General features: G+C 41.9%; 21 protein-coding genes, 9 tRNA genes and 3 rRNA genes. All 33 read left to right on the plus strand.

Going from position 1 to position 25,797, the window contains the following annotated elements; translation table 11 throughout:
- Window positions 1–49: 49 nt before the first annotated feature.
- The 33 genes from acpS to MHB51_RS14525 all read left to right on the plus strand — a co-directional run bounded on the left by acpS (window position 50) and on the right by MHB51_RS14525 (window position 25,796).
- Window positions 50–403 carry a holo-ACP synthase gene (acpS, locus tag MHB51_RS14365; RefSeq protein WP_342558439.1) on the plus strand — a complete coding sequence of 118 codons (354 nt, stop codon included), beginning with the start codon at window positions 50–52 and terminating at the stop codon, window positions 401–403.
- Window positions 404–493: 90 nt separating this feature from the next.
- Window positions 494–1,477 carry an outer membrane lipoprotein carrier protein LolA gene (locus MHB51_RS14370; RefSeq protein WP_066169108.1) on the plus strand — a complete coding sequence of 328 codons (984 nt, stop codon included), beginning with the start codon at window positions 494–496 and terminating at the stop codon, window positions 1,475–1,477.
- A 162-nt stretch (window positions 1,478–1,639) separates the two neighbouring features.
- Window positions 1,640–2,758: an alanine racemase gene (gene alr / locus MHB51_RS14375; protein ID WP_342558440.1), complete on the plus strand. Its 1,119-nt coding sequence runs from the start codon at window positions 1,640–1,642 to the stop codon at window positions 2,756–2,758.
- Window positions 2,759–2,956: 198 nt separating this feature from the next.
- The gene (locus MHB51_RS14380) at window positions 2,957–3,178 is read left to right on the plus strand and encodes a hypothetical protein (protein WP_235616079.1); all 222 of its coding nucleotides are present in this window, start codon (window positions 2,957–2,959) and stop codon (window positions 3,176–3,178) included.
- 4 nt (window positions 3,179–3,182) lie between these two features.
- Window positions 3,183–3,533 carry a type II toxin-antitoxin system PemK/MazF family toxin gene (locus MHB51_RS14385; protein WP_042476940.1) on the plus strand — a complete coding sequence of 117 codons (351 nt, stop codon included), beginning with the start codon at window positions 3,183–3,185 and terminating at the stop codon, window positions 3,531–3,533.
- Window positions 3,534–4,189: 656 nt separating this feature from the next.
- Window positions 4,190–4,582, plus strand: a complete 393-nt coding sequence (locus MHB51_RS14390; RefSeq protein ID WP_066169105.1) for an anti-sigma regulatory factor — start codon at window positions 4,190–4,192, stop codon at window positions 4,580–4,582.
- 13 nt (window positions 4,583–4,595) lie between these two features.
- Complete coding sequence (locus tag MHB51_RS14395; RefSeq protein ID WP_342558441.1) at window positions 4,596–5,591, plus strand: PP2C family protein-serine/threonine phosphatase; 996 nt, start codon at window positions 4,596–4,598, stop codon at window positions 5,589–5,591.
- Between the two features lie 73 nt (window positions 5,592–5,664).
- Window positions 5,665–6,009 (plus strand): STAS domain-containing protein, encoded by a 345-nt coding sequence (locus MHB51_RS14400; protein ID WP_066169101.1) that lies wholly within the window; start codon window positions 5,665–5,667, stop codon window positions 6,007–6,009.
- On the plus strand, window positions 5,996–6,466 hold the full coding sequence (rsbW, locus tag MHB51_RS14405; RefSeq protein ID WP_066169099.1) for an anti-sigma B factor RsbW: 471 nt from the start codon (window positions 5,996–5,998) through the stop codon (window positions 6,464–6,466). The genes MHB51_RS14400 and rsbW overlap by 14 nt, the downstream gene beginning before the upstream one ends.
- Entirely contained in the window at window positions 6,444–7,223 is a 780-nt protein-coding gene (gene sigB, locus MHB51_RS14410; protein ID WP_066169097.1) for an RNA polymerase sigma factor SigB, read from the plus strand. The genes rsbW and sigB overlap by 23 nt, the downstream gene beginning before the upstream one ends.
- A gap of 223 nt (window positions 7,224–7,446) precedes the next feature.
- Complete coding sequence (locus tag MHB51_RS14415) at window positions 7,447–9,618, plus strand: Tex family protein (RefSeq protein ID WP_342558442.1); 2,172 nt, start codon at window positions 7,447–7,449, stop codon at window positions 9,616–9,618.
- Window positions 9,619–9,910: 292 nt separating this feature from the next.
- Window positions 9,911–10,360 carry a SprT family protein gene (locus MHB51_RS14420; protein WP_342471796.1) on the plus strand — a complete coding sequence of 150 codons (450 nt, stop codon included), beginning with the start codon at window positions 9,911–9,913 and terminating at the stop codon, window positions 10,358–10,360.
- Window positions 10,361–10,554: 194 nt separating this feature from the next.
- Window positions 10,555–10,629, plus strand: a tRNA-Asn gene (locus tag MHB51_RS14425).
- Window positions 10,630–10,631: 2 nt separating this feature from the next.
- Window positions 10,632–10,706 (plus strand) — tRNA-Glu (locus tag MHB51_RS14430).
- 27 nt (window positions 10,707–10,733) lie between these two features.
- Window positions 10,734–10,809, plus strand: a tRNA-Asp gene (locus tag MHB51_RS14435).
- A gap of 6 nt (window positions 10,810–10,815) precedes the next feature.
- Window positions 10,816–10,890 (plus strand) — tRNA-Gln (locus MHB51_RS14440).
- Window positions 10,891–10,896: 6 nt separating this feature from the next.
- Window positions 10,897–10,972, plus strand: a tRNA-Lys gene (locus MHB51_RS14445).
- Window positions 10,973–11,017: 45 nt separating this feature from the next.
- Window positions 11,018–11,103, plus strand: a tRNA-Leu gene (locus MHB51_RS14450).
- 17 nt (window positions 11,104–11,120) lie between these two features.
- Window positions 11,121–11,197: transfer RNA gene (locus MHB51_RS14455), tRNA-Arg, on the plus strand.
- A gap of 9 nt (window positions 11,198–11,206) precedes the next feature.
- Window positions 11,207–11,280, plus strand: a tRNA-Gly gene (locus MHB51_RS14460).
- Window positions 11,281–11,512: 232 nt separating this feature from the next.
- A 16S ribosomal RNA gene (locus MHB51_RS14465) occupies window positions 11,513–13,067 on the plus strand.
- A gap of 394 nt (window positions 13,068–13,461) precedes the next feature.
- A 23S ribosomal RNA gene (locus MHB51_RS14470) occupies window positions 13,462–16,389 on the plus strand.
- Window positions 16,390–16,639: 250 nt separating this feature from the next.
- A 5S ribosomal RNA gene (gene rrf / locus MHB51_RS14475) occupies window positions 16,640–16,755 on the plus strand.
- The 16S, 23S and 5S rRNA genes sit together here with 8 tRNA genes alongside, the layout of an rRNA operon.
- Window positions 16,756–16,982: 227 nt before the next feature.
- Complete coding sequence (locus tag MHB51_RS14480) at window positions 16,983–18,197, plus strand: ISL3 family transposase (RefSeq protein WP_342558443.1); 1,215 nt, start codon at window positions 16,983–16,985, stop codon at window positions 18,195–18,197.
- A gap of 1,029 nt (window positions 18,198–19,226) precedes the next feature.
- A complete protein-coding gene (locus tag MHB51_RS14485) occupies window positions 19,227–19,808 on the plus strand; it encodes a 50S ribosomal protein L25/general stress protein Ctc (RefSeq protein WP_066165686.1) in 582 nt (193 codons plus the stop codon).
- A 275-nt stretch (window positions 19,809–20,083) separates the two neighbouring features.
- Window positions 20,084–20,980, plus strand: a complete 897-nt coding sequence (locus tag MHB51_RS14490; protein ID WP_066165690.1) for a patatin-like phospholipase family protein — start codon at window positions 20,084–20,086, stop codon at window positions 20,978–20,980.
- Window positions 20,981–21,069: 89 nt separating this feature from the next.
- Window positions 21,070–21,145: transfer RNA gene (locus MHB51_RS14495), tRNA-Asp, on the plus strand.
- A gap of 138 nt (window positions 21,146–21,283) precedes the next feature.
- Entirely contained in the window at window positions 21,284–21,613 is a 330-nt protein-coding gene (locus MHB51_RS14500; RefSeq protein WP_066165693.1) for a hypothetical protein, read from the plus strand.
- Window positions 21,614–21,944: 331 nt separating this feature from the next.
- On the plus strand, window positions 21,945–22,397 hold the full coding sequence (tsaE, locus tag MHB51_RS14505) for a tRNA (adenosine(37)-N6)-threonylcarbamoyltransferase complex ATPase subunit type 1 TsaE (protein WP_107943723.1): 453 nt from the start codon (window positions 21,945–21,947) through the stop codon (window positions 22,395–22,397).
- Window positions 22,394–23,095 (plus strand): tRNA (adenosine(37)-N6)-threonylcarbamoyltransferase complex dimerization subunit type 1 TsaB, encoded by a 702-nt coding sequence (gene tsaB, locus MHB51_RS14510; RefSeq protein ID WP_342558444.1) that lies wholly within the window; start codon window positions 22,394–22,396, stop codon window positions 23,093–23,095. Before tsaE ends, tsaB begins: the two co-directional genes overlap by 4 nt.
- A 3-nt stretch (window positions 23,096–23,098) precedes the next feature.
- Complete coding sequence (gene rimI / locus MHB51_RS14515) at window positions 23,099–23,539, plus strand: ribosomal protein S18-alanine N-acetyltransferase (RefSeq protein ID WP_342558445.1); 441 nt, start codon at window positions 23,099–23,101, stop codon at window positions 23,537–23,539.
- On the plus strand, window positions 23,540–24,556 hold the full coding sequence (gene tsaD, locus MHB51_RS14520; protein WP_342558446.1) for a tRNA (adenosine(37)-N6)-threonylcarbamoyltransferase complex transferase subunit TsaD: 1,017 nt from the start codon (window positions 23,540–23,542) through the stop codon (window positions 24,554–24,556).
- A gap of 868 nt (window positions 24,557–25,424) precedes the next feature.
- Window positions 25,425–25,796, plus strand: coding sequence for a hypothetical protein (locus MHB51_RS14525; protein WP_066165710.1), 372 nt, complete (start codon window positions 25,425–25,427; stop codon window positions 25,794–25,796).
- Window position 25,797 lies beyond the last annotated feature (1 nt).

The raw sequence follows: 25,797 nt of genomic DNA on the forward strand, positions 1-25,797 counted from the left end.
TGTTAATTATACATTGGTTAGGATAAATAATGAAAGGAATAACATGGCGATGATTAAAGGAATTGGATTAGACATCATTGAGCTAACACGCATTGAAAAAGCGATGCAACGCTCTGAAAAATTTATGCTACGTATTTTAACACCTCGTGAGCAAATGCTTTTTGCAAAGCTATCTACTGCAAGACAAGTAGAATTTTTGGCAGGGCGTTTTGTGGCAAAGGAGGCCTATGCAAAGGCCAATGGTACAGGCATTGGCAAAGGCTGTGAATTACAGCAAATTGAAATTTTAAAAAACAAGCAAGGTGCACCCGAATTATTTTTTGATGCTAAGCGTGTAAAGGGCTTTGTAACAATTACCCATACACAAACAGTAGCAGCTGCTCAAGTTGTCTTAATGGAATAAGACATATTTTGACGTAACACTCCATATGCTGAATTACTAGAGCGAAAGTGGAGAAAGGGTGGGATTGTGCACTACCGAAAAATCATTTTTATGATTGGCTGTTGTATTTTCCTTTTGGCGGCATGTGGTAAAGCATCGCAAGAGGACGTTGTGAAAAAAATTGGAGAAAAATGGGGAGAAACAAAGGGCTACGAATTAACTGCTTCAATGGAAATTAAGACTGGCAATGAGCCTCGTGCGTATGATGTGAAAGTGTGGCATACCAAGCCTGACTTTTACAAAGTGGAAGTAACCGCGCAAAATGAGGATATTACACAAATGATTGTTCGAAATGAGGAAGGGGTATTCGTCGTTACACCAGCGCTATCGAAAACATATAAATTTCAAAGTGATTGGCCGAAGCAAAATAGCCAAGCGTACTTAATTGGCGCATTGGCAGAAGATATACAAGCCGATAAAGGATTGCAAATGGAAAATGGCGAGGATACTTATATTTTTACCGCGGCGACACGTAACTCGGACAAAACAGGTATGTCAACACAGCTAGTAACGGTGGATAAAAAATCAATGCTCCCAAAAAGTGTAGCAATTTTAAATGAGGCAGGCGAGGAACAAATTTCAATTACTTTTAATGATGTTAAATTAGGCGTAACACATAAGGCAGAGGACTATGCTGTTGAAAAATTTCAAGAAAATAAAGAAAAAGAAGCAGCAAGTGCCGATATAACAAATAGTGAGGCGTTTCAGACGCATTATCCAATACTGCAATGGGATCATACGAAGTTAGTTGATTCACAAACGATTCGAGAAGATGGAATAGAGCGTGTTATTTTAACATTTGAAGGTGAAAAAGCATTCACATTGATGCAGCAGCCTGCTGTACCAATAGATTCGACTGTACCTGTCTTTGCTCCTGGAGATCCGGCTGATTTAGGGTTTGCTATTGGTGCAATTACAGATAATTCGATTAGCTGGGAACGTGACGGCATATCATTTTTCATTGCTTCTAGTAAGATGACAAGAGAAGAACTGATTGAAGTAGCAGCTTCTGTTACATCTGGTGAAATGAAGTAGATTAGTTGTTCAGTAATAGCCCTTATTTTAATTTAGTAGGTGGCAATACTACTTGTTGACGCGGTAATTATGTATGGATTTTTATATCTATACATAATTACGCTGAAAAAGGGCTATTACTACTTAAATGTTTAGAATTTGAGTAAAGAGGGTACAAAGCATATGGAAGAAATTCAATATTACCGTCCAACGAAAGCGATAATTGATTTACGAGCTATTCAAAAAAACATCACACAACTAAAAAAACACCTACAACCAGATGTGCAAATCATAGCTGTTATAAAAGCGAATGGCTATGGTCATGGAGATATAGCCGTTGCACAAGCTGCATTGCAGGCAGGCGCTACAATATTGGCGGTTGCTACACCTGAAGAGGCCGTTCATGTTCGTTCGCATATAGCTACTGCTGACATATTAGTACTCGGAGCAAGCCCTGTTTCATTTGTTACTTATGCTGCTGAAAATAATATTTCTCTTACTGTTTTTTCGAAAGAGTGGGTCGAGCAAGCAGCACTATTCCACTTAACAAACAAATTAAAGCTACATATAAAAATTGACACAGGCATGGGGAGAATTGGTGTTACTTCTATACAGAAGCTGCAACTTTTGCAAGAAGCGATTGTCGCAGCAGGGCAAATGGAGATAGATGGAGTATTCACCCATTTCGCAACTGCCGACGAGGAAAATACAGGGCATTTCGAACAGCAAGTAGAGCTGTTTCACGATATGTTGAAAGTGCTAGCTGTTAAGCCGCGCCTCATACATGTAGCTAATACTGCGACAGTATTAGTCAAAGACAAAGCGCTTCAATATGATGCGATAAGATTCGGTATTTCAATGTATGGCTTAGCACCCTCTCATTATGTAGCAAAATATCTACCATTCGCTTTGAAGCCTGCGCTGTCATTGGAAACAGAATTAGTACATGTTAAAGAGCTAGCGGCAGGACAAACTGTTGGATATGGCGCAACTTATACGGCAGAAGAGGATGTTTTTATCGGCACATTGCCGATAGGCTATGCAGATGGGCTACTTCGTAAATTAACAGGACAAACAGTATTAATTGACGGACAGCGCGCTCCGATAGTTGGTCGAATTTGCATGGATCAATGTATGATTTTACTTCCAAAAGCATATACTGTTGGAGAGAAAGTGACATTAATAGGTACACAACAAAATGTAACGATCTCACTAGATGAATGGGCAAATAAGCTCGAGACAATCAATTATGAAATACCATGTATTATAACAAACCGAGTGCCGAGGATATATACTAGCTAAAATAATTGTACTTTCGACAAAAACCGCTTTTAAAACAGAGTTTGTCAGTTTTTTAGATTTCTTGTCTTTTCATTGCATGTATTCAGTGATAGAATGAAATTATGAAAAGCAGAAGTTTTGCGGTCTTTTGTGGAGGTGCTTGTTGTGTACACGAAAAATAGAGAGAATATAAATTCTTCAAACGGGCCATTACTAGGAATTGAACAAATATTTGCCCAAAGCGATTTCTATAATGGCGAAATGCTGTATGTTTCAACATCTAAACGAGTGAAGCAGACACAACCAAATCAAATACGGGAAGCTTTAGAAAAGGGCTATGTGGAAATGTCGCATATTAATCTGATGATTTGCAGCGAATGCCTGCATGCAGAATATGAAGCGGAACATATGGTGGAGCGGCGTCTCGTTAGCGGGGGATGACAATTTGAGCGTAAAACGTGGAGACGTTTTTTTTGCAGATCTATCACCTGTTATAGGCTCAGAGCAAGGTGGTACAAGACCTGTACTGATTATTCAAAATGATATTGGTAATAGATTTAGTCCAACTGTCATTATAGCTGCTATTACTGCGCAAATTCAAAAAGCAAAATTACCTACTCATGTCGAAATCGATGCCAAGAAGTATGGCTTTGAACGCGATTCGGTAATTTTGCTTGAGCAATTGCGTACTATTGATAAATCACGGTTAACAGACCGTATTACACAGCTTGATGATGAATTAATGGAAAAAGTTGATATGGCATTAGGTATTAGTTTAGGCCTCGTAAGTTTTTAATACATAATTACAAAACACCGTTGCGGTTGCAGCGGTGTTTTGTTTTGGAGAAAATTGCTTTCATATAAGGGAAGGTTAATTTTATTAAAAAAATCTGCTTAATTCCCCGTTTTTAAACTTCTAAAATGAGCAGATTTCTCTTTAAAATAGCTGTACTTTCAATGAGATTGATTATGAAATGTTCGAAAAGCAGTGCCTTCAAATGCTTCTACAAATAAATTTTACAAAATATGATTATACGGTATAGTTAAAATAGATATTCACTTCTTTCAGCGATGTTTTTGCGACGAGTAACCGTAGGGGCCAAATTCTTTTTGTATCGAAAGCGAAGCGCCAGATACAGGAGTCTCTCAGGTCTACAAGTAGCGAGTGAATACAAGCAATAGACCCATTTCAGCGGGTATCTAAACATCCGCTAACAAAGAGGAACTCAGTCTAAGACCATCGCATACTCAGGTAACGACTGAGTAGTCAACATCGTGTTGGCTAGACTTGCAGCGGATGTTGCAGATTTTGAAGGGAGGCTTGCATGATGCAGGTCAGTTAATCATTGTCGCAGGACGTGACAATAATTAACTTCCACCAGTGAACTCAAAAAATTGGGACTAGAGTTAGCAGAGGCGTAATTGATAATGTGATTGAAGGGCAGTGAGTATATGAAATCAACAGTAAATATTACAACTGAATGGGATATTGTTACTGCACGTGAGATAGGGCGCAACGAAGCAAAACGAATAGGCTTTGATACTGTGAATCAAGCTCGTATTACGACAGTTATTAGCGAACTGGCACGCAATATTTATTTATATGCCAGTGTTGGAACGATTACAATAGAAAAAATAGAGGAAGATGGCAAAATTGGTTTAGCGATAACCGCAACTGACCAAGGACCGGGTATCGAGGATGTACGCACTGTAATGCAGGATGGCTTTTCAACATCAGGTAGCATTGGTGCAGGCTTACCAGGTGTTAAAAGATTAATGGATGATATAGAGATTCAATCACAATTAGAAGAAGGGACAACTGTTCGCGTAAAAAAATGGTTGTGATAGGGAACATTGTATGAGAGAACTAAAAATTCAATATAAAAAAATTCTCACAGACTATATTGAAAATCAATCAGAGCGAAATTTGTATATTGGGCAAAGCTTTATTCGACAATTGATTCAAAAAAATATAGCACCAGAAGAAGTAATACATATGCATAAGCAAGTAATGGAAGAAATATTTCCAGAGCTGCCTGCGGTGAGTAAGGACGGCTATGATTTTTTAATCGAAATAATGGTTTATTTCGGCTTAACTTTAAAAGAGCATCAAATTTTACTAGAGCAACAGGAAGAAATGCGGATTGAAATGAATGTAGCGGCTAAAATTCAAAGCGTTCTATTAAAAACGACAGTACCGCAAATTGATGCCATCGATATTGGAATGATTTCTATCCCGATACGCAAAATGAACGGTGATTACGTTCATTTTTCAATAGATGAACAAAATTATGTAGGGGTAGCTGTAACGGACGTTGTTGGGAAAGGTGTGCCTGCTGCGCTTTGTATGTCGATGGTGAAGTATGGGCTCGACACGCTGGAGTATGCAGAAACTAACCCCGCCTATGTACTAGAAGTATTGAATCGCATTATTGAAAAAAGCGTAGATGACAGCATGTTCGTTTCAATGTTTTATGGGCGACTTGATTTAGTGCGAAGCATATTTACATATGGCTCGGCAGGGCATGAGCCAGCTATTTATTACAATGCTGCGGATAATGCATTCTATGGTTTAGGTGCAAAGGGGTTGTTGCTAGGTATTATGCCTGAAGTGAAATATGAGCAAACTGAGATTCCGCTTTATGAAGGCGACTTTATTATTATGATGACAGATGGTGTCACAGAATTTCGCCATGATGAAGAAATCGATTCAAGAAAAATTATTGAGCAGTTAGCTCTTACGCATCGCCATTTAAGTGCGCAAGAAATGTGTGAAAAAATATATGAAGAATTGCAGGAATTGCAAGAGGATGGATTGGATGATGATTTTACTGTCGTCATTTTAAAAAAATAAATGCGCAAGTAACGTTTAAAATCTTGAGGAAAGGGAATCGTTGTATAGGTTATGACGGAGGTGCTTTAAAGGTATGAATATAAATGTGCAGTTTCAAAAGGATGGGCAAGTAATAAATGGATATATTGATGGTGAAATCGATACGTATACTGCCCCTATTTTACGTGAGGAACTAGAGGCTCTTGAGATTGAGAAAGACTCATTAGTCCAACTAGATTTATCGAAGGTTAGCTATTTAGACAGCACAGGTTTAGGGATTTTCGTTGCATTTTATAAAAGAGTAGTGAAAGAAAATGCGCATTTTAAACTAGTTGGCTTAACAGCTCGCCTAGTTCGTTTATTTGAAATTACTGGTTTAAGTGAGCTAATGGACATCGAAACGAATACAAAGGTGGAGTTTAATAATGAAAGCATTTGATTATATTGAAATAAGAGTTCCTGCTAAACCGCAATATGTCAGTGTTATTCGTTTAACGATTTCAGGTTTGGCGCTACGTCTCGGCTTTAGTTATGACGAAATTGAAGATTTGAAAATTGCGACAGGTGAAGCTGTTACAAATGTCGTTCATCATGCTTATCACGATGCAGAAGAGGGCGAAATTGTCATTGGTTGCGCATTATTCGACAATAAAATCGAAATCATGGTAGCGGATTATGGCAATAGCTTTAATTTTGAAGAAATTAAATCGAAAATCGGCCCGTACAATGAAAATGAAAAAGTATCGATGCTACGTGAAGGGGGCTTAGGACTCTATTTAATGCAAGCGTTAATGGATGAAGTAAAGGTGAACAATGAGGGCGGCGTCACTGTTTTCATGACAAAGTATGTCACAAGAGAGCAGGTGGAGGAATATGACGAGAGAATCATTACCTAATGAAACCTCAAATGAAGAGGTGCTTCGATGGATTGCGCAATATCAAGCCACAAAGGACGATACCGCCCAAACAGAACTAGTGCTTCATTATCAACAATTAGTAGAGGCGTTAGCGCGTAAATATGCTGCTGGCAAAACTTATTATGAGGATACTGTACAGGTTGGTATGCTTGGTTTACTTGGAGCGATGCAGCGCTTCGATACGACTGTGGGACGAAGCTTTGAGGCATTTGCAATACCTACTATTATCGGCGAAATTAAGCGTTTTTTACGCGATAAGACTTGGGATGTGCACGTACCGCGCCGCATTAAAGAATTAGGCCCACGTATCAAATCGACAGTGGAGCATTTAACGACAGAGCTTCAGCGCTCGCCTTCAATTCTAGAAATAGCTACCTATTTGGAGGTGGGGGAAGAGGAGGTGCTTGAAGCAATGGAAATGGGGCGCGGTTACCAAGCGCTTTCAATGGACCATGCGATAGAATCGGATTCAGATGGGAGCACAGTAACATTGTTCGATGTTGTTGGAAAAGAGGATTTGGAGTTCGAAACGGCAAATCGCCGAATCATTGTGTCTGAAATTATGCATGTTTTGAATGAGCGTGAGCAACAAGTAATCGAGCTTACATATTTAAAGCAGCTTAGTCAAAAAGAGGCGGGAGACCAACTGGGTATTTCGCAAATGCATGTGTCCAGAATTCAAAGAGCAGCGATAAAAAAATTACAAGATGCTGTTGCAACAGTCAATAATAGTTAAAATAAAATCAGCGTGTTAGAATAAAGTGATAGGGCAATCAATAGATTGTTAGCTCTCACGAATCATATTTGCATAGGCAGTTCATTGCCCACTTACAGCTTTGAAGTGGGGAGTCTTGTATCTGATGCTTTGCTATCGATAGGGACAAACTGTTCTTGTATGGTTCATTCTAGCGCGCTGATTTTTTGTTAGCGTGAATTTTGTAAGAAGGAACGTGATCAATTTGGACAACAAACAAATGTTTAAGCTAATTGCAGCAGACACAAACGTCTTACCACATCAAGTAGAAGCGGTTATCAAGTTACTTGAAGATAGCAATACCGTACCGTTTATTGCCCGTTACCGAAAGGAAGCAACTGGCTCTTTAGATGAAGTGGAAATTAAAGCAATTGACGACCGTTATCAATATATCCAACAGCTTGAAAAAAGAAAAGAAGAGGTATTACGCTTAATTGATGAACAAGGTAAGCTGACAGAAGAATTGCAGCATGCAATTCAAACTGCAACAGTTCTTCAACGTATAGAAGATTTATATCGACCATATAAACAAAAGCGCAGAACGAAGGCGACGATTGCTAAGGAGAGCGGCTTAGAACCACTTGCAGATTTGATGATGCAATTTACAAATAGCGATATAGAGGAACAAGCACAAAACTTTGTAAATGAAGAAAAGGCGGTGTTGACTGTTGAAGATGCTTTGGCAGGGGCCCGTGCAATTTTAGCGGAACGCTTTGCAGATGACGCGTCGATTCGAGAGCGTTTGCGCAAACTTTCATGGCGTGAGGGGAAAATTGAAACAGCAAGCAAAAACGAAGCTAAGGATGAAAAGCATGTTTTTGAAATGTATTACAGCTACGAGGAGCCAATTAATCGCATCGTTCCGCACCGTATTTTAGCGATTAATCGCGGGGAAAAAGAAGAGATATTAAAAGTATCGATTGTTGTGCCAGTAGAGCGTGCAACGCAAATAATGGAAAACGAATGGATTCCAAAGAATCGTTCATGTTCTTCTATCGCTCAAGTAAAGGAGGCGATTGCTGACAGCTATAAACGTTTAATTCAGCCCTCTATTGAAAGGGAGTTGCGCAATGAGCTTTCTGAAAAGGCGGAGGCGCAGGCGATTCATATTTTTGCAGAAAACTTGCGGAATTTATTGTTGCAGCCACCGATGCGCGGCAAAATGGTTCTTGGCGTTGACCCTGCTTATCGCACAGGCTGTAAGCTAGCAGTTGTAGATGAAACGGGAAGAATGTTAGAAGTGACAGTGATTTATCCACATCCGCCAAAGCCTGATGTTGCCAAATCGAAAAAAGTAGTTAATGAAATACTAGACCGTTATCCGATTGGGATTATTGCGATAGGAAACGGTACTGCCTCACGTGAAACAGAGCAATTCATTGCAGATGTAATAAAGGAGCGGGAGACAACAGATATAGCGTATGTTATTGTCAACGAGGCAGGCGCCTCGGTATACTCAGCATCTGATGTAGCACGTGCAGAATTCCCCGACTTACAAGTTGAGCAACGCAGCGCGGTATCCATCGCACGCCGCTTACAAGACCCATTATCAGAGCTAGTGAAAATCGAACCAAAGGCAGTAGGAGTTGGACAATATCAGCATGATGTATCGCAAAAACAACTAGCGGAATCCTTAACATTTATAGTGGAGACAGCGGTAAACCAAGTAGGGGTAGACGTTAATACAGCATCAGCATCCCTGTTGCAGTATGTGTCGGGCTTATCAAAAACGGTTGCAGAAAATATTGTCAATGCGCGTAGCGAAAGTGGGAAATTTACTTCACGTGCACAATTGAAGAAAATTCCTCGCCTCGGTGCTAAAACTTATGAGCAGGCAATCGGTTTTTTACGTATTGTAGATGCTAAAAACCCGCTTGATGCAACGGGCATCCATCCTGAAAGCTATGCGTTAGCAGAGCAAATTTTACAAATGGCAAACTTGACGAAGAAGGATGTAGGGACTGAAAAGGCTGAACATGCAATTTCAACGCTTTCGATTGAGGAAATAAGTGAAGCCTTAAATATCGGAGAAGTAACAGTAAAGGATTTAGTAGATACACTAATGAGGCCTACCCGTGATCCACGTGATGCATTCCCTCAGCCATTATTAAAAACAGATGTTTTACAAATGGAAGATTTAAAAGTAGGAATGGAATTACAAGGAACGGTACGAAATGTAGTTGATTTCGGTGCCTTTGTAGATATTGGTGTTAAGCAGGATGGTCTTGTACACATATCCAAATTGCAAAAACGCCGAATCAAACACCCGCTTGAAGTTGTTGCACTTGGGGATATTGTGACAGTTTGGGTAGAAAGGGTAGAAGTAGACAAGGGGCGCATTTCTTTAACAATGCTACCACCACAGCAAAGCATATAATAAACCGTTAGAAGAGAGCACCTAGAAAGTACACATCTGGCAATTATTCGTCACAGAAAACATGGCTAATGAACAGCTTTCTTGACAGTTCTTTTCATTGCTTAACTTCTTTCAGGAAAATATTTTGTAGCGACGGGTACAGAAATCTTCCACCTCAATAGGTGGCGAGCTGAAAGAAGTTAAAGCCTCCGGCGGATGCCATAAATTTCATGAGATGTGCTTAAAACGAAGTTAGTCAAATATAATTACGCTAAGTTGACATTGATTATATGAATTTGTGGAGGTGATAAAGATGGAGGATTCACAATTGCAGCAATTAGTCGAGCAATTATCGCAGCAATATTTCCAAATGCCTTTTCAGCATAAAGCTTCTTTTAATTCACGCCTAAGAACGACAGGGGGGCGCTATATGCTACATAGTCATAATATCGAAATAAATAAACGTTATTATGAGTACTTTGGTATCGATGAGTTAACCGGGATTATTTTGCATGAGCTTTGTCACTATCATTTACATATCCAAGGTAAAGGCTATCAACATCGGGATGCAGATTTTCGTAACCTATTAAAACAAGTAGGGGCTCCTCGTTTTTGCTCCACAATTGAAAAGGAAGAAAACGGCAAAATAACTTATTATCATTATCGCTGTCTTGACTGTGGACAATTATATAGAAGAAAAAGAAAAGTCAATGTAAAATCCTATTGCTGTAGCAAATGTCGAGGCGCGATTTGCTTAACATAAATAATCTATACTGAGTAGCGGTGGCGAATGTGTTGATTAATTGCTAATTAATCGTTTATAATTGAAAAAAATTTATTACTTCAATCAAACAAAAAATTATTTTCGAAAAATATATAAAAAATGTTGACTATAAGAAATAAGGTGTCTATAATAGAAAAAGTCGGCAAGGTTATTGCTGATTGAATAACAATTAATCCGAAGTAGCTCAGTGGTAGAGCAACCGGCTGTTAACCGGTTGGTCGCAGGTTCGAGCCCTGCCTTCGGAGCCAATGGCCCGTTGGTCAAGTGGTTAAGACACCGCCCTTTCACGGCGGTAACACGGGTTCGAATCCCGTACGGGTCACCATTTGCATTTTACATTTGAATTATTTAAGGTCCCGTGGTGTAGCGGTTAACATGCCTGCCTGTCACGCAGGAGATCGCCGGTTCGATCCCGGTCGGGACCGCCATTTCGATGGGGTATAGCCAAGCGGTAAGGCAACGGATTTTGATTCCGTCATGCCTAGGTTCGAATCCTAGTACCCCAGCCATTTCACGAGCCATTAGCTCAGTCGGTAGAGCATCTGACTTTTAATCAGAGGGTCGAAGGTTCGAGTCCTTCATGGCTCACCATTTTCAACTTATTTATATAGAGTAAACTTAAATAGGAAGTTGAACGCGGTCGTGGCGGAATGGCAGACGCGCTAGGTTGAGGGCCTAGTGGGGGCAACCCCGTGGAGGTTCAAGTCCTCTCGGCCGCACCAAGTAAGATAATAATTTAGCGCCCGTAGCTCAATTGGATAGAGCGTCTGACTACGGATCAGAAGGTTATGGGTTCGACTCCTGTCGGGCGCGCCAAAAAAATATGCGGGTGTAGTTTAATGGTAAAACCTCAGCCTTCCAAGCTGATGTCGTGAGTTCGATTCTCATCACCCGCTCCAAAAAAAGTGTTGACAAATAAACGAACGATATGTTAAGATTTAATAACTGTCGGTAATGTTTGTGTCGATAGAGTAAAATGAACCTTGAAAACTGAACAAGCAAGACGTGAATGAATAAAGTTTCATTGAATAGATGAAACACAATTTTGGACATCGAATGAAGATGCCAGCAAATGTTTTAATGTATCGAAAGCGAAGCGACAGATACAAATTTGAGCTTACTCAAATTCTTTTTATGGAGAGTTTGATCCTGGCTCAGGACGAACGCTGGCGGCGTGCCTAATACATGCAAGTCGAGCGGGCGTTATTTTGGTGCTTGCACCGAAATAACGCTAGCGGCGGACGGGTGAGTAACACGTGGGCAACCTGCCCTGTAGATGGGGATAACTCCGGGAAACCGGGGCTAATACCGAATGATACTTTGAAACACATGTTTTAAAGTTGAAAGATGGTTCTGCTATCGCTACAGGATGGGCCCGCGGCGCATTAGCTAGTTGGTGAGGTAATGGCTCACCAAGGCAACGATGCGTAGCCGACCTGAGAGGGTGATCGGCCACACTGGGACTGAGACACGGCCCAGACTCCTACGGGAGGCAGCAGTAGGGAATCTTCCACAATGGGCGAAAGCCTGATGGAGCAACGCCGCGTGAGTGAAGAAGGTTTTCGGATCGTAAAACTCTGTTGTAAGGGAAGAACAAGTGCCGTAGTAACTGGCGGCACCTTGACGGTACCTTATTAGAAAGCCACGGCTAACTACGTGCCAGCAGCCGCGGTAATACGTAGGTGGCAAGCGTTGTCCGGAATTATTGGGCGTAAAGCGCGCGCAGGCGGTTTCTTAAGTCTGATGTGAAAGCCCCCGGCTCAACCGGGGAAGGTCATTGGAAACTGGGGAACTTGAGTGCAGAAGAGGAAAGTGGAATTCCAAGTGTAGCGGTGAAATGCGTAGAGATTTGGAGGAACACCAGTGGCGAAGGCGACTTTCTGGTCTGTAACTGACGCTGAGGCGCGAAAGCGTGGGGAGCAAACAGGATTAGATACCCTGGTAGTCCACGCCGTAAACGATGAGTGCTAAGTGTTAGGGGGTTTCCGCCCCTTAGTGCTGCAGCTAACGCATTAAGCACTCCGCCTGGGGAGTACGGTCGCAAGACTGAAACTCAAAGGAATTGACGGGGGCCCGCACAAGCGGTGGAGCATGTGGTTTAATTCGAAGCAACGCGAAGAACCTTACCAGGTCTTGACATCCCGTTGCCCACTATGGAGACATGGTTTTCCCTTCGGGGACAACGGTGACAGGTGGTGCATGGTTGTCGTCAGCTCGTGTCGTGAGATGTTGGGTTAAGTCCCGCAACGAGCGCAACCCTTGATCTTAGTTGCCATCATTCAGTTGGGCACTCTAAGGTGACTGCCGGTGACAAACCGGAGGAAGGTGGGGATGACGTCAAATCATCATGCCCCTTATGACCTGGGCTACACACGTGCTACAATGGACGGTACAACCGGTTGCCAACCCGCGAGGGGGAGCTAATCCGATAAAACCGTTCTCAGTTCGGATTGTAGGCTGCAACTCGCCTACATGAAGCCGGAATCGCTAGTAATCGCGGATCAGCATGCCGCGGTGAATACGTTCCCGGGCCTTGTACACACCGCCCGTCACACCACGAGAGTTTGTAACACCCGAAGTCGGTGAGGTAACCTTTTGGAGCCAGCCGCCGAAGGTGGGATAGATGATTGGGGTGAAGTCGTAACAAGGTAGCCGTATCGGAAGGTGCGGCTGGATCACCTCCTTTCTAAGGATATTTTCGGAATATCTCCTACGGAGATAGCATTCACGGATTGCTGTTCAGTTTTGAAGGTTCATCAACGGATGAATACTTCTTATTGTGTGCTCCTGCGGTTACTCGTCGCAAATACGCGAGGAAGCAAATACAGGTAGCCTATTTGTTCTTTGAAAACTGGATAAAACGACATTGAAAGTAACAAGTTTTAAATAGATCAAGTAATTGATCGTGTAAGTTCTTAAATCTTATTTCTTTTATGAGATAAGTTGTAACTAACATGAAGGTTTCAAGACACGAGTAGGACAAGGAAGCGATTGAGCGATGGAAGGAGCGTACCTAAGTACGTGACTGACAGAGTGAATGAAGCTGACGCAGTCATACGATGTGTATTGAAAGCTGAATAGGTTAAGTTATTAAGGGCGCACGGTGGATGCCTTGGCACTAGGAGTCGATGAAGGACGGCACTAACACCGATATGCCTCGGGGAGCTGTAAGTAAGCTTTGATCCGGGGATTTCCGAATGGGGAAACCCACTATGTTTAATGGCATAGTATCCATACGTGAATTCATAGCGTATGGAAGACAGACGCAGGGAACTGAAACATCTAAGTACCTGCAGGAAGAGAAAGAAAATTCGATTCCCTGAGTAGCGGCGAGCGAAACGGGAAAAGCCCAAACCAAAGAGCTTGCTCTTTGGGGTTGTAGGACACTCTATACGGAGTTACAAAGGAATGAAGTAGACGAAGCGACTTGGAAAGGTCCGCCAGAGCAGGTAAAAGCCCTGTAGTCGAAAGTTCATTCCCTCCAGAGTGGATCCTGAGTACGGCGGAACACGTGAAATTCCGTCGGAATCCGGGAGGACCATCTCCCAAGGCTAAATACTCCCTAGTGACCGATAGTGAACCAGTACCGTGAGGGAAAGGTGAAAAGCACCCCGGGAGGGGAGTGAAAGAGAACCTGAAACCGTGTGCCTACAAGTAGTTAGAGCCCGTTAATGGGTGATAGCGTGCCTTTTGTAGAATGAACCGGCGAGTTACGATAACGTGCAAGGTTAAGCTGAGAAAGCGGAGCCGCAGCGAAAGCGAGTCTGAATAGGGCGAAGGAGTACGTTGTCGTAGACCCGAAACCAGGTGATCTACCCATGGCCAGGGTGAAGGTAAGGTAACACTTACTGGAGGCCCGAACCCACGTACGTTGAAAAGTGCGGGGATGAGCTGTGGGTAGCGGAGAAATTCCAATCGAACCTGGAGATAGCTGGTTCTCTCCGAAATAGCTTTAGGGCTAGCCTCGTGATGGAGAATACCGGAGGTAGAGCACTGTTTGGACTAGGGGGGCATCTCGCTTTACCGAATTCAGACAAACTCCGAATGCCGGATATTTATACACGGGAGTCAGACTGCGAGTGATAAGATCCGTAGTCAAGAGGGAAACAGCCCAGACCACCAGCTAAGGTCCCAAAGTAATCGTTAAGTGGAAAAGGATGTGGCGTTGCTTAGACAACCAGGATGTTGGCTTAGAAGCAGCCATCATTTAAAGAGTGCGTAATAGCTCACTGGTCGAGTGACACTGCGCCGAAAATGTATCGGGGCTAAACGATTCACCGAAGCTGTGGATTGACATCTACGATGTCAGTGGTAGGAGAGCGTTCTAAGTGCGTTGAAGTCAGACCGGAAGGACTGGTGGAGCGCTTAGAAGTGAGAATGCCGGTATGAGTAGCGAAAGACAGGTGAGAATCCTGTCCACCGTATGACTAAGGTTTCCTGAGGAAGGCTCGTCCGCTCAGGGTTAGTCGGGACCTAAGCCGAGGCCGATAGGCGTAGGCGATGGATAACAGGTTGATATTCCTGTACTACCTCCCCACCGTTTGAGCAATGGGGGGACGCAGGAGGGTAGGGTAAGCAGAGCGTTGGTTGTCTCTGTTCAAGCAGTAAGGCGTGTGTGTAGGCAAATCCGCACACTCTAACGCCAAGCTGTGATGACGAGTCCGTATGGACGAAGTTCCTGATCTCACACTGCCAAGAAAAGCCTCTAGCGAGGTGGGAGGTACCCGTACCGCAAACCGACACAGGTAGTCGAGGAGAGAATCCTAAGGTGTGCGAGAGAACTCTCGTTAAGGAACTCGGCAAAATGACCCCGTAACTTCGGGAGAAGGGGTGCTCTTGAGCGTGCAAGCGCATGAGAGCCGCAGTGAATAGGCCCAGGCGACTGTTTAGCAAAAACACAGGTCTCTGCAAAACCGTAAGGTGACGTATAGGGGCTGACGCCTGCCCGGTGCTGGAAGGTTAAGAGGAGTGGTTAGCGCAAGCGAAGCTATGAATTGAAGCCCCAGTAAACGGCGGCCGTAACTATAACGGTCCTAAGGTAGCGAAATTCCTTGTCGGGTAAGTTCCGACCCGCACGAAAGGCGTAACGATCTGGGCACTGTCTCAACGAGAGACTCGGTGAAATTATAGTACCTGTGAAGATGCAGGTTACCCGCGACAGGACGGAAAGACCCCGTGGAGCTTTACTGTAGCTTGATATTGAATTTTGGTACAACTTGTACAGGATAGGTAGGAGCCAGAGATCTCGGAGCGCCAGCTTCGAAGGAGGCGTCGGTGGGATACTACCCTGGTTGTATTGAAATTCTAACCCGTGCCCCTTAGCGGGGTAGGAGACAGTGTCAGGCGGACAGTTTGACTGGGGCGGTCGCCTCCTAAAAGGTAACGGAGGCGCCCAAAGGTTCCCTCAGAATGGTTGGAAATCATTCGTAGAGTGTAAAGGCACAAGGGAGCTTGACTGCGAGACCTACAAGTCGAGCAGGGTCGAAAGACGGGCTTAGTGATCCGGTGGTTCCGCATGGAAGGGCCATCGCTCAACGGATAAAAGCTACCCCGGGGATAACAGGCTTATCTCCCCCAAGAGTCCACATCGACGGGGAGGTTTGGCACCTCGATGTCGGCTCATCGCATCCTGGGGCTGTAGTCGGTCCCAAGGGTTGGGCTGTTCGCCCATTAAAGCGGTACGCGAGCTGGGTTCAGAACGTCGTGAGACAGTTCGGTCCCTATCCGTCGTGGGCGTAGGAAATTTGAGAGGAGCTGTCCTTAGTACGAGAGGACCGGGATGGACATACCGCTGGTGTACCAGTTGTCGTGCCAACGGCATCGCTGGGTAGCTATGTATGGACGGGATAAGTGCTGAAAGCATCTAAGCATGAAGCCCCCCTCAAGATGAGATTTCCCATTACGCAAGTAAGTAAGATCCCTCAAAGACGATGAGGTAGATAGGTTCGAGGTGGAAGTGTGGCGACACATGGAGCTGACGAATACTAATCGATCGAGGACTTAACCACAATTAAAACTTGTTTCAATGTTCGTTTATCCAGTTTTGAAAGAACAAACTCTTTCTAAAAATAAGGATTTCAAGATACAAGCTAATCGAGGAAACAATGGAGCGATTGAAGGAATGTACTAAAGTACATGACTGAATGAGCGAGTGCAGTTGACGAAGAGTAGCGCAGTAGATTGGAAGCCGAGTAAGGAACGTCTGCTAAAAGCACCACATCCTGTGGTAACGTAGACGCCAGCACATCCATGTGCAAGTGAAGTAATGATGGCAAAGAGGTCACACCCGTTCCCATACCGAACACGGAAGTTAAGCTCTTTAGCGCCGATGGTAGTTGGGGGCTTCCCCCTGTGAGAGTAGGACATTGCTTCGCAACAACAAACCACTGATTTCTCAGTGGTTTTTTTATATGGAAAAGAAGCCGCCAACTACCAAAGACCGAAGGTCGGCTCGGCGCGTAATCGGAGGCAAACAATGGCTTAATTTTTGGTTCTATAATATTTGTTGGGGTGTACACACAATTTGGATAAAAAAAGACACGTACTCACCGATTTCTTTTATACTTGAATTGTTGAGAAACAAGTAAGAGAAAGGTGAGACGTGCATATGAATTTTATCATGAATATCCCTGGATTAAAAGGAGTTATTATCGAGAAGGTGGAGGAGCTTGGAGAGCGGACTTGCCTTTATGTGTCTCTTCCTAAAAAACCTCATCGCTGCCCGAACTGCGGGGAAACTACACAGAAAATCCATGATTACCGCATGCAGAAAGTCAAGCATTTGAAGTGGTTTGAACGGTTGACTTGCCTGTTTTACAGACGGCGCCGTTATGCGTGTTCTTGCGGAAAAAGGTTCTCTGAACACGCTCCATTTGTGGAAAGGTATCAGCGCTTCACAAAGGAATGGAATCAGGTGGCACAGGTGCGCTCCGTGAAAGCCAAGACGTTTAAAGAAGCCGGTGAGGTTCTCGGCGCCTCTAGTTCCACCATCATCCGCCGCTTTCAGTCAGCCGCAAAAACGCATATGGCAGAAGGCGTGCGCCTGCCGAAAGCCATTGCGATTGATGAATATAAAGGAGATACAGACGAAGGAAAATTCCAACTGATCATTGCGGATGCAAAAACCCGGGAGCCGCTTGATATCCTACCCAACCGGCGGAAAGAAACGATTCAGGACTATCTGCGCCAATATGGTCAGGGCGTGGAGCTGGTGGTGATGGACATGAATCCAAGCTTCAAAGCAGCAGTCAAAAAAGCATTGAGTCGGCCCGTCATCATTGCAGACCGGTTCCACTATTGCCGGTACATCTACTGGGCGTTGGATGAGGTACGGCGAAAAGTGCAGAAGGAATGGCACGCATATGACCGGAAGAAGTGTAAGCGGATGCGTCATGTGCTCTATAAACGGGCATCTAAACTGACCCGAAAAGAACGCTGGTATGTGGACCGTTATTTGGGGATGTCTGAAGAATTACGGCAGGCATACGAACTGAAAGAAGCTTATTGCGAATGGTTTGACTGGGCTAAAACAGCAGAAAATGTAGTAGAAGTAAAAAGGCGGTTAGAAGTATTTTATCAGGAAGTGGAAACGAAGCAGATTCATGCGTTTTTAAAGGCCATTAAAACTTTTAGAAACTGGCAGGTAGAGATTTTGAACAGTTTTAACTTCCCTTATTCCAATGGATTTTTAGAAGGCATTAACAACAGAACAAAAGTGATGAAACGCAACGCATATGGCTTTCGGCGTTTCGATCACTTCAAAGCAAAAATCTTATTAAACATTCGGTATAGAAATATCGGGGTTCATTTGGGGTGACGTGAATTTTACCTCACCCCAACATTTGACGTTGAACCTAATTTTTAACAAGGAGTCCGAGGCGCTAAGGAGCGCGGAGCGGAATGTGCATCGCACATGAGCACCGCAAGCGACGCGGACAACGAAGGAATCCGCGGCTCAGCTGTGCTGCGTTGAAGTGCCGATGGTAGTTGGGGGTGCCCCCTGTGAGAGTAGGACATTGCTTCGCAATCAAAACCACTGAGGAATCAGTGGTTTTTTTGTATGGAAAAAAGGAAGTTACCAAGAAGAAAAAGGGCGAACATGGAATAAATCTCAGAAAACATGGAATAAAAGTTGAAAAACGTGGAATAAACTCATAAAAACATGGAATAAACTTCGAAAAACATGGAATAACGAACCGCTGGGAGCCTATTATAAATAAATTTAAACTATCGGCTGTCACTTTTTATTAATAAAAGTTATCTGAAAGGCACACCTTTTATTTTAGGTGACGTATTGCAAGAAAATTTTTAGCATTTCACTTAGAAGAACTGTTGCTTTAGCAGACTTTTGCTAGGCAAACAACAATCATTAGCGTTCAAAATGCCGTAACTGCGCGGCTTTTCAGATGCTATTTTGGCGACTTACTGTTAGAGCTGCTAATGTTACTGATAGAACCACGAAACTTACTGATAGAATCTTAAAATACATTTATAAATGTAAAAGACTTGAAGAAGCATCTTTAAGGACAATCATTTTACTTAAATCCTGTTTTGGGGTACATAAAATATTCAATTACCTTATGTTTTTAGTCAGATAGATTGACTGGAAAGTTATAGGGAAAGCGGTAAGTTTGCTTTATACTAAAAATCGCCTATAATGGAAAGTGTAGTTTCTTTAATGCTTGCATAAATAAACTTTCACTTCTTTTTCCAGTAAAGATTACTGGGGTTGTTTCTTTTTTATTTGAGGTAAGGGTTTAGTATGTGATTGAGAAATCACATGCTCAAGTCGATTGATTGTTTAAAACAATTAGCCGAAAAATATATTGGAAGGAATTGAGGAAGTATGAGTATTGTTTTACAAGCTACAAAACGTAAGGTAGGATCTCAGGCTATTTTGCGTGAGATTCGAAAAAATGGCGGGGTGCCAGCAGTTGTCTATGGCTATCAAACAGAAACGACACCGATTTTTGTAGATGCAAAAAAGGTTTCGAAAATGATTGTTGGAAGTGGCTTAAATAATATTTTTAAGTTAGCGGTAGATGAACAAAGTATGAATGCTGTTATAAGTGAAGTACAGCGTTGCGCATTAAAGAATACTATTACTCACGTTGATTTCCAAGCAATTAATATGGATTATGAATTGGAAGTAGATGTACCAATCACATTAATAGGCGAATCTTCTGGCGTGAAAGAGGGAGGCATTTTAATGCAACCCAACTTAACGGTTAGAATATTTGTGAAGCCTGCTGATATTCCAGAATCTATCGAAATCGATATCTCACATTTAACTATTGGTAGTTCGATTGCGGTAGTAGATATTCGAGAGCAAGTCAACTTTAAAATACTCTCAGAAGATGATTATACACTTGTTACAGTTATGCCTCCGAAAGTAGAAGATGTGACTGAAGAGGAAGTTGAACAATAATAAAATAAAGATGATAGGAAAAGACGTGTCTAAAAAGCTATTTATAAGACACGTCTTTTGCGATGAGGACAGTGATAATTCATTGTGACTATCGAAGGAACAAATCTCTAATGGGGCTGTTCGTAAAGCTAAACCCTTTTCGAACAGCCCTATTTCTCACCAGCTTTTTAAATTTTATTAGGATAAGAGTGTTCTTTTAGCAAAACATCTCTGTTTTTTTTACATAGAGTAATATTTTTAGATGAATGGACCTACAATAAGGTAGGAGGAGAATAATGCTAATTGATGGCGTTTTTTCTGGTGGAGGCTTGAAGGGCTTTGCTTTAGTTGGGGCATATCAAGTTTTAGAAGAGCAAAACTATCGCTTTAAACGGGTAGCGGGGACTAGTGCGGGGGCAATTATGGCGGCATTTATTGCAGCGGGCTATAGTGCCAAGGAAATAGAGCAGCTATTAGATGAATTAAATTTAACGTCGCTTTTAGATAGTCGCAGAACATTATTCAATTTTCCATTTTTAAAGTGGCTTAATGTATATCGACATCTTGGCATATATCGTGGAATTGCGTTAGAAAAATGGTTTTATAAAAAACTAGCAAATCGCAATATTTATACATTTTCAGATTTGCCTCCAGGGTCATTGAAAGTGGTTGCTTCAGATTTGTCGAATGGGAAAATGATTGTGTTGCCAGATGATTTAATTAGCTATGGAATTGATGCTAACAGTTTTTCCGTGGCACGTGCTTTGCGAATGAGCTGTAGCATTCCATTCTTTTTTGAACCTGTAATTTTAAAAGTAAGGAATAATGAATCGGTTATAGTAGATGGTGGTGTGTTAAGTAATTTTCCTTTTTGGATATTTGATAATCGCAATGGGAAAAGAATACGGCCTTTACTAGGGATTAAACTTAGTTCAAGTGCAGAGCATCAACAGTCTAGAAAAATTAATAATGGGCTACAATTATTTGAGTCGCTTTTCGCCACAATGAAAGATGCACATGATCAGCGTTATATATCGAGAAGGCATGAACGAAATATTATTTTTATTCCGGTGGAGGAATATAGTGCCACACAGTTTACTATGGATGATGACATGAAAGAAGAGTTAATTGCAATTGGCAGAGCTCGGGCACAGCAATTTTTAATGGGTTGGCCAAAAATACGCCTCTTCTAAAATAAGAGGTGTATTTTTAAAACAAACGATTGAAAAAGATAATAAATAATGTTAATATATTAAATGTCGATAAAATAGATTAATAAATTGGTCCCGTGGTGTAGCGGTTAACATGCCTGCCTGTCACGCAGGAGATCGCCGGTTCGATCCCGGTCGGGACCGCCATTTATATAGTTTTTATAAGCAGTATAGGCTTATAAAGGCTTTTTTTATTTTATGAACCGCTCGAATTTTGTCGAAATATTTGTTTTTGAATTGTTCGTAATGGGTATGTATTGTTATAGAGTGTCGGGGGTGAGGCGTATGCTAAAGAAATTTAGTGGCGTGTTGGCTATTGCGCTCGTTTTAAGCAGTTGTGCGGCCTATGAACAAGGAAAGCTAATTGATATAGAAGATTCTAACGCATATATATGGCAAAAATATATGAGTGAGCAGGAATTTAATCAGCTAGAGGAAGGCATGAGCTATCTCGATGTTGTAAATACAGCAAAAGGTATAGGTACACTTCAAAAAGAAGGTATATACATTTGGCAAGATGAAGATAGATTAACACAAGCTTACGAAATACATTTTCAAAATGACCGACTTGTTGAGAAAAAGGTACTTGAATTACGAGGGCATTCAACACGATGAAAGAGGCCGTCCGAAAAGTCATTTTGTGACGAGGATAGTGACAATTTCGCTAGGAACCAAATTATTTTTGTAACGACGGTAAGGCGACAGGTACAGAGTTATCTTACTTTCAGTGGATGTCACAGGACGTGATGCTTTTAGGTCAACTTCCACCAAACCAAACAGCCTCAAAAAAACTGAAATCAATTACACATAGGCGTAATTGATTTTAGAAACTGGGCTGTCTGAAAGGTACATCCTTTTCAGACAGCCCTTTAGCATGTAGAAATTTTGAACATTTTTTCGTATTCGAGTAAACTAAGGATAATGTATTTTCGGGAAGGATAATAATATGAAATTTGAAAAGCATATACAATCATTACATGAAACAGAGCAATTCGCACATGCATTATCACAACGATTAGAGCCACAATATACAATCACCTTAGAGGGCGACCTAGGAGCTGGTAAAACAACTTTTACACAGGCATTAGCAAAAGGGTTAGGTATAAAGAGGACAGTGAATAGCCCGACGTTTACAATTATGAAGCAATACGAGGGTCGATTGCCTTTAAACCACTTAGATGTTTATCGTTTAGCGGATAGCGATGAAGATTTAGGCTGGGAGGAAATTTTTTATGGCGATGCTGTCACAGTTGTAGAGTGGGCGCATTTAATCAAAGAGGATTTGCCGAAAGAGCGCTTAGCAATTACAATTAAGCGAATCGGGGAGCACGAAAGATTATTTATTTTGGAGCCGGTGGGTGCTCGTTATGTCGAGCTTTGTGAGGAGTTAATAAAATGATTTGGTTAGGAATTGAAACAGCAAATGCACCGTTATCAATTGCATTAGTACAAGATGGGAAAATACTAGCAGAAATAGTTCAGCATCTTAAAATAACACATTCGGCAGGTGCGATGCCTGCAATTGAGGAGCTCTGTGCTAAAGTATCCATTCAGCCTACAGCAATTGATGCAATCGCAGTATCTGAAGGACCAGGAGCGTATACAGGCGTACGTATCGGCGTGACGCTAGCAAAAACATTGGCATGGACAATGCAAAAGCCATTGGTTGGTGTATCAAGCTTACAAGTGCTAGCTGCTAATGGGCGGCTATTTAATGGTATTGTATGCCCTTTGTTTGATGCAAGACGCCGGCATGTCTATGCAGCACTTTATCGTGGTCAAACATCCGAGATGCTATTGGAGGATGGTCATTATTCTATTGAAAGCTTATTCGAGCAAGTAAAAAAATATAAGGAAAGCGTGCTATTTATCGGTGAGGATGTGGCTTTTTATAAGGAGCAAATTGAACAAGCTCTAGGAAAGCAAGCCATTTTTGCTCCATTTACTTTGCGCTTGCCACGTGCATCAGAGCTCGTTGCATTAGCGATGGAAAAGGAATTACCAGATATTTCAGCGACGCATTCCTTCGTACCGAAATATCGTCGTATTGCAGAGGCGGAGGCAAATTGGCTGAAAGAGCAAAAGGAGAGCAAATAGACAATGGTGCAATATCGCAAAATGACAATAGCAGATGTTGAAGCTGTGTATGCGATTGAGGTTGCTGCATTTCCGACACCATGGACGTTAGATTCCTTTTACTACGAAATGACAGAAAATCAATTTGCTTATTACACAGTGGCTGAGGAAAATGGTGAGATTCTAGGCTTTTGTGGAAGTTGGCTTGTGATTGATGCAGCGCAAATTACAAATGTAGCAGTAGTTGAGTCAGCACGCGGAAGAAAAATTGGAGAAGGTTTAATGCGTGAGGCAATGCGTGTGGCACGCGAAGCGAATATGGAAACAATGAGCTTGGAAGTGCGCGTGTCGAATATTGTAGCGCAAAATTTATATTATAAGCTAGGCTTCCAAGGTGGGGGCCTGAGAAAAGGATATTATACTGATAATCAAGAGGATGCTCTTGTCATGTGGGTGAAATTATAAATGGAAAATCAATATATATTAGCAATTGAAACAAGCTGTGATGAAACGGCAGCTGCAATTATTAAAAATGGAACAGAAATTGTATCAAATATTGTAGCGTCGCAAATTGATAGCCATAAACGCTTCGGTGGCGTTGTACCTGAAATTGCTTCACGTCACCATGTCGAGCAAGTGACACTCGTTATTGAGGAAGCGTTACTGCAGGCTGATTTGCAACCAAGTGCACTAACAGCGGTCGCAATTACGGAAGGCCCTGGGCTTGTAGGGGCATTATTAATTGGCATTAATGCGGCGAAGGCATTTGCATGGGCACACGAGCTACCGATTGTAGGTGTTCATCACATTGCGGGACATATTTATGCGAATGCGTTAGTACAGCCAATGCAGTTCCCATTAATTGCACTCGTTGTGTCGGGTGGTCATACGGAACTTGTGTATATGAAGGAGCATGGTCATTTCGAGCTAATTGGTGAGACACGTGACGATGCAGCTGGTGAGGCATATGATAAAGTGGCACGTGTGCTGAATTTACCATATCCGGGTGGGCCACATATTGATCGTTTGGCACATGAGACAGAAGAAGCAGTATCCTTCCCACGTGTTTGGTTAGAGGAGGGGAGCTACGATTTTAGCTTTAGCGGGTTGAAATCTGCGGTTATTAACTATAAGCATAATATGAATCAACGCAATGAAGAGATTATAGCAGCCCATGTAGCAAAAGGCTTTCAAGATAGCGTAGTAGAAGTATTGACGACGAAAACATTGCGTGCAGCACGTGAATTTAATGTAAGACAAGTGATTGCGGCAGGTGGTGTTGCTGCCAACAAAGGCTTGCGTTCTGCGCTTGAACAAGCCTTTAAGCAGGAAGGAATTCCGTTCTATGTGCCACCATTAAAGCTTTGTACAGATAATGCGGCAATGATTGGAGCAGCAGGTGCGAAAATGTATGAAGCTGGGGTGCGTGGAAACATGATGATGAACGGCCGTCCTGGTATGGAATTAAAAAGCTGGTTGTAAAATTAATTCAGTGTTAGCGCAATGATGTATAAATTCCGCTTTATGGGCAAGTTAGCCATTGTTGCACAATGCGACACCCTCCCTACTGAATCTACTACAAGAAAGAGTTGTCCAGAAGCAGGCTAGCGTGCCGCTTTCAGACAACTTTTTTCTTTTGGATTGAAATACAAGCCATTTAGAAGAATTGTTTTATAGATTGAAAATACTAATTTTTTAGTTACCTTTAATTGGTCTTTCCTTCAAGTCATTTTTAATTGCATTTTAGCATAATGTAAAAGTATATTGTTTCTTGTTGTCGAATTGCTTAGAATGTAGCATTGTATAAAACGTTTAAGTTTTCTGAAAATTATCCACAGGCTGTAAGTGGAAAAATGCAAAATGTCAATAAGAACATTCGTACTTATGCACAATTTGTGGATAACTTGTGGGTAAGTTGTGATTTATCAATATATAGTATGTGGTTTTCCTCATAGTGATGTGGAAAAATTTAATTTTAATTGTGGACAATGTGGAAAAGTCTGTTGATATGTTGATATGACTACACTTTAAATGTGAATAAAATTGTGGGCAAATTTTATCGAAATTTGTATATTGACCAATATATATGTAATATCAATTATGCTTTGGGTAATTACATTTAGTTTGAAATCTGTAATAACTGCAAGAGGCTTATTTTGATTTAGCAAATGTTAGTATATTTGTTGAGTTGAAAGTAAGTGAAACATTTACCTCACTATCTATAGGGGACAGGGGTTTCGCTACGCTTTAGGTACAAAAGAATTTAGCTCCTGCGATTACTTCGTCGCAGTAAACATTACTGAATCATGATAAAATAGAAAGCAAATGTGTAAATAGAGGGGGGAATCTATTGTCGAAGCAAAATAAACGTGCAATGATTATGCTGTTAATTTTTGGTGCGATTTTAGCAAGTATTATCTTGTGGCTACTTAGTATCACTGTATTCGGTACTTATATTTTATATTCATTCTCAACCTTACTTATTTTTGTAGCAATTACTTGTTATCCTCTAGCGCTCGTTTATGGACGAAGCGATATTGAAAAATTGTTTGAGAGTATTCGTATAGGGAGCTACCGGCTATTTCGTGCGAGAAAGTCTTATGCTAATATTTTGAATCTGCTAATTGCAGCAGCTATTACGCTATTTTTTGGCTGGGCATACGGCACGTATGGCGCTTATCGTGATTTAAAATATAGAAAGCCATTAAGAAGGGTAAAATAAA

The organism is Metasolibacillus sp. FSL K6-0083 (genome assembly GCF_038630865.1).
GTDB lineage: Bacteria > Bacillota > Bacilli > Bacillales_A > Planococcaceae > Metasolibacillus > Metasolibacillus fluoroglycofenilyticus.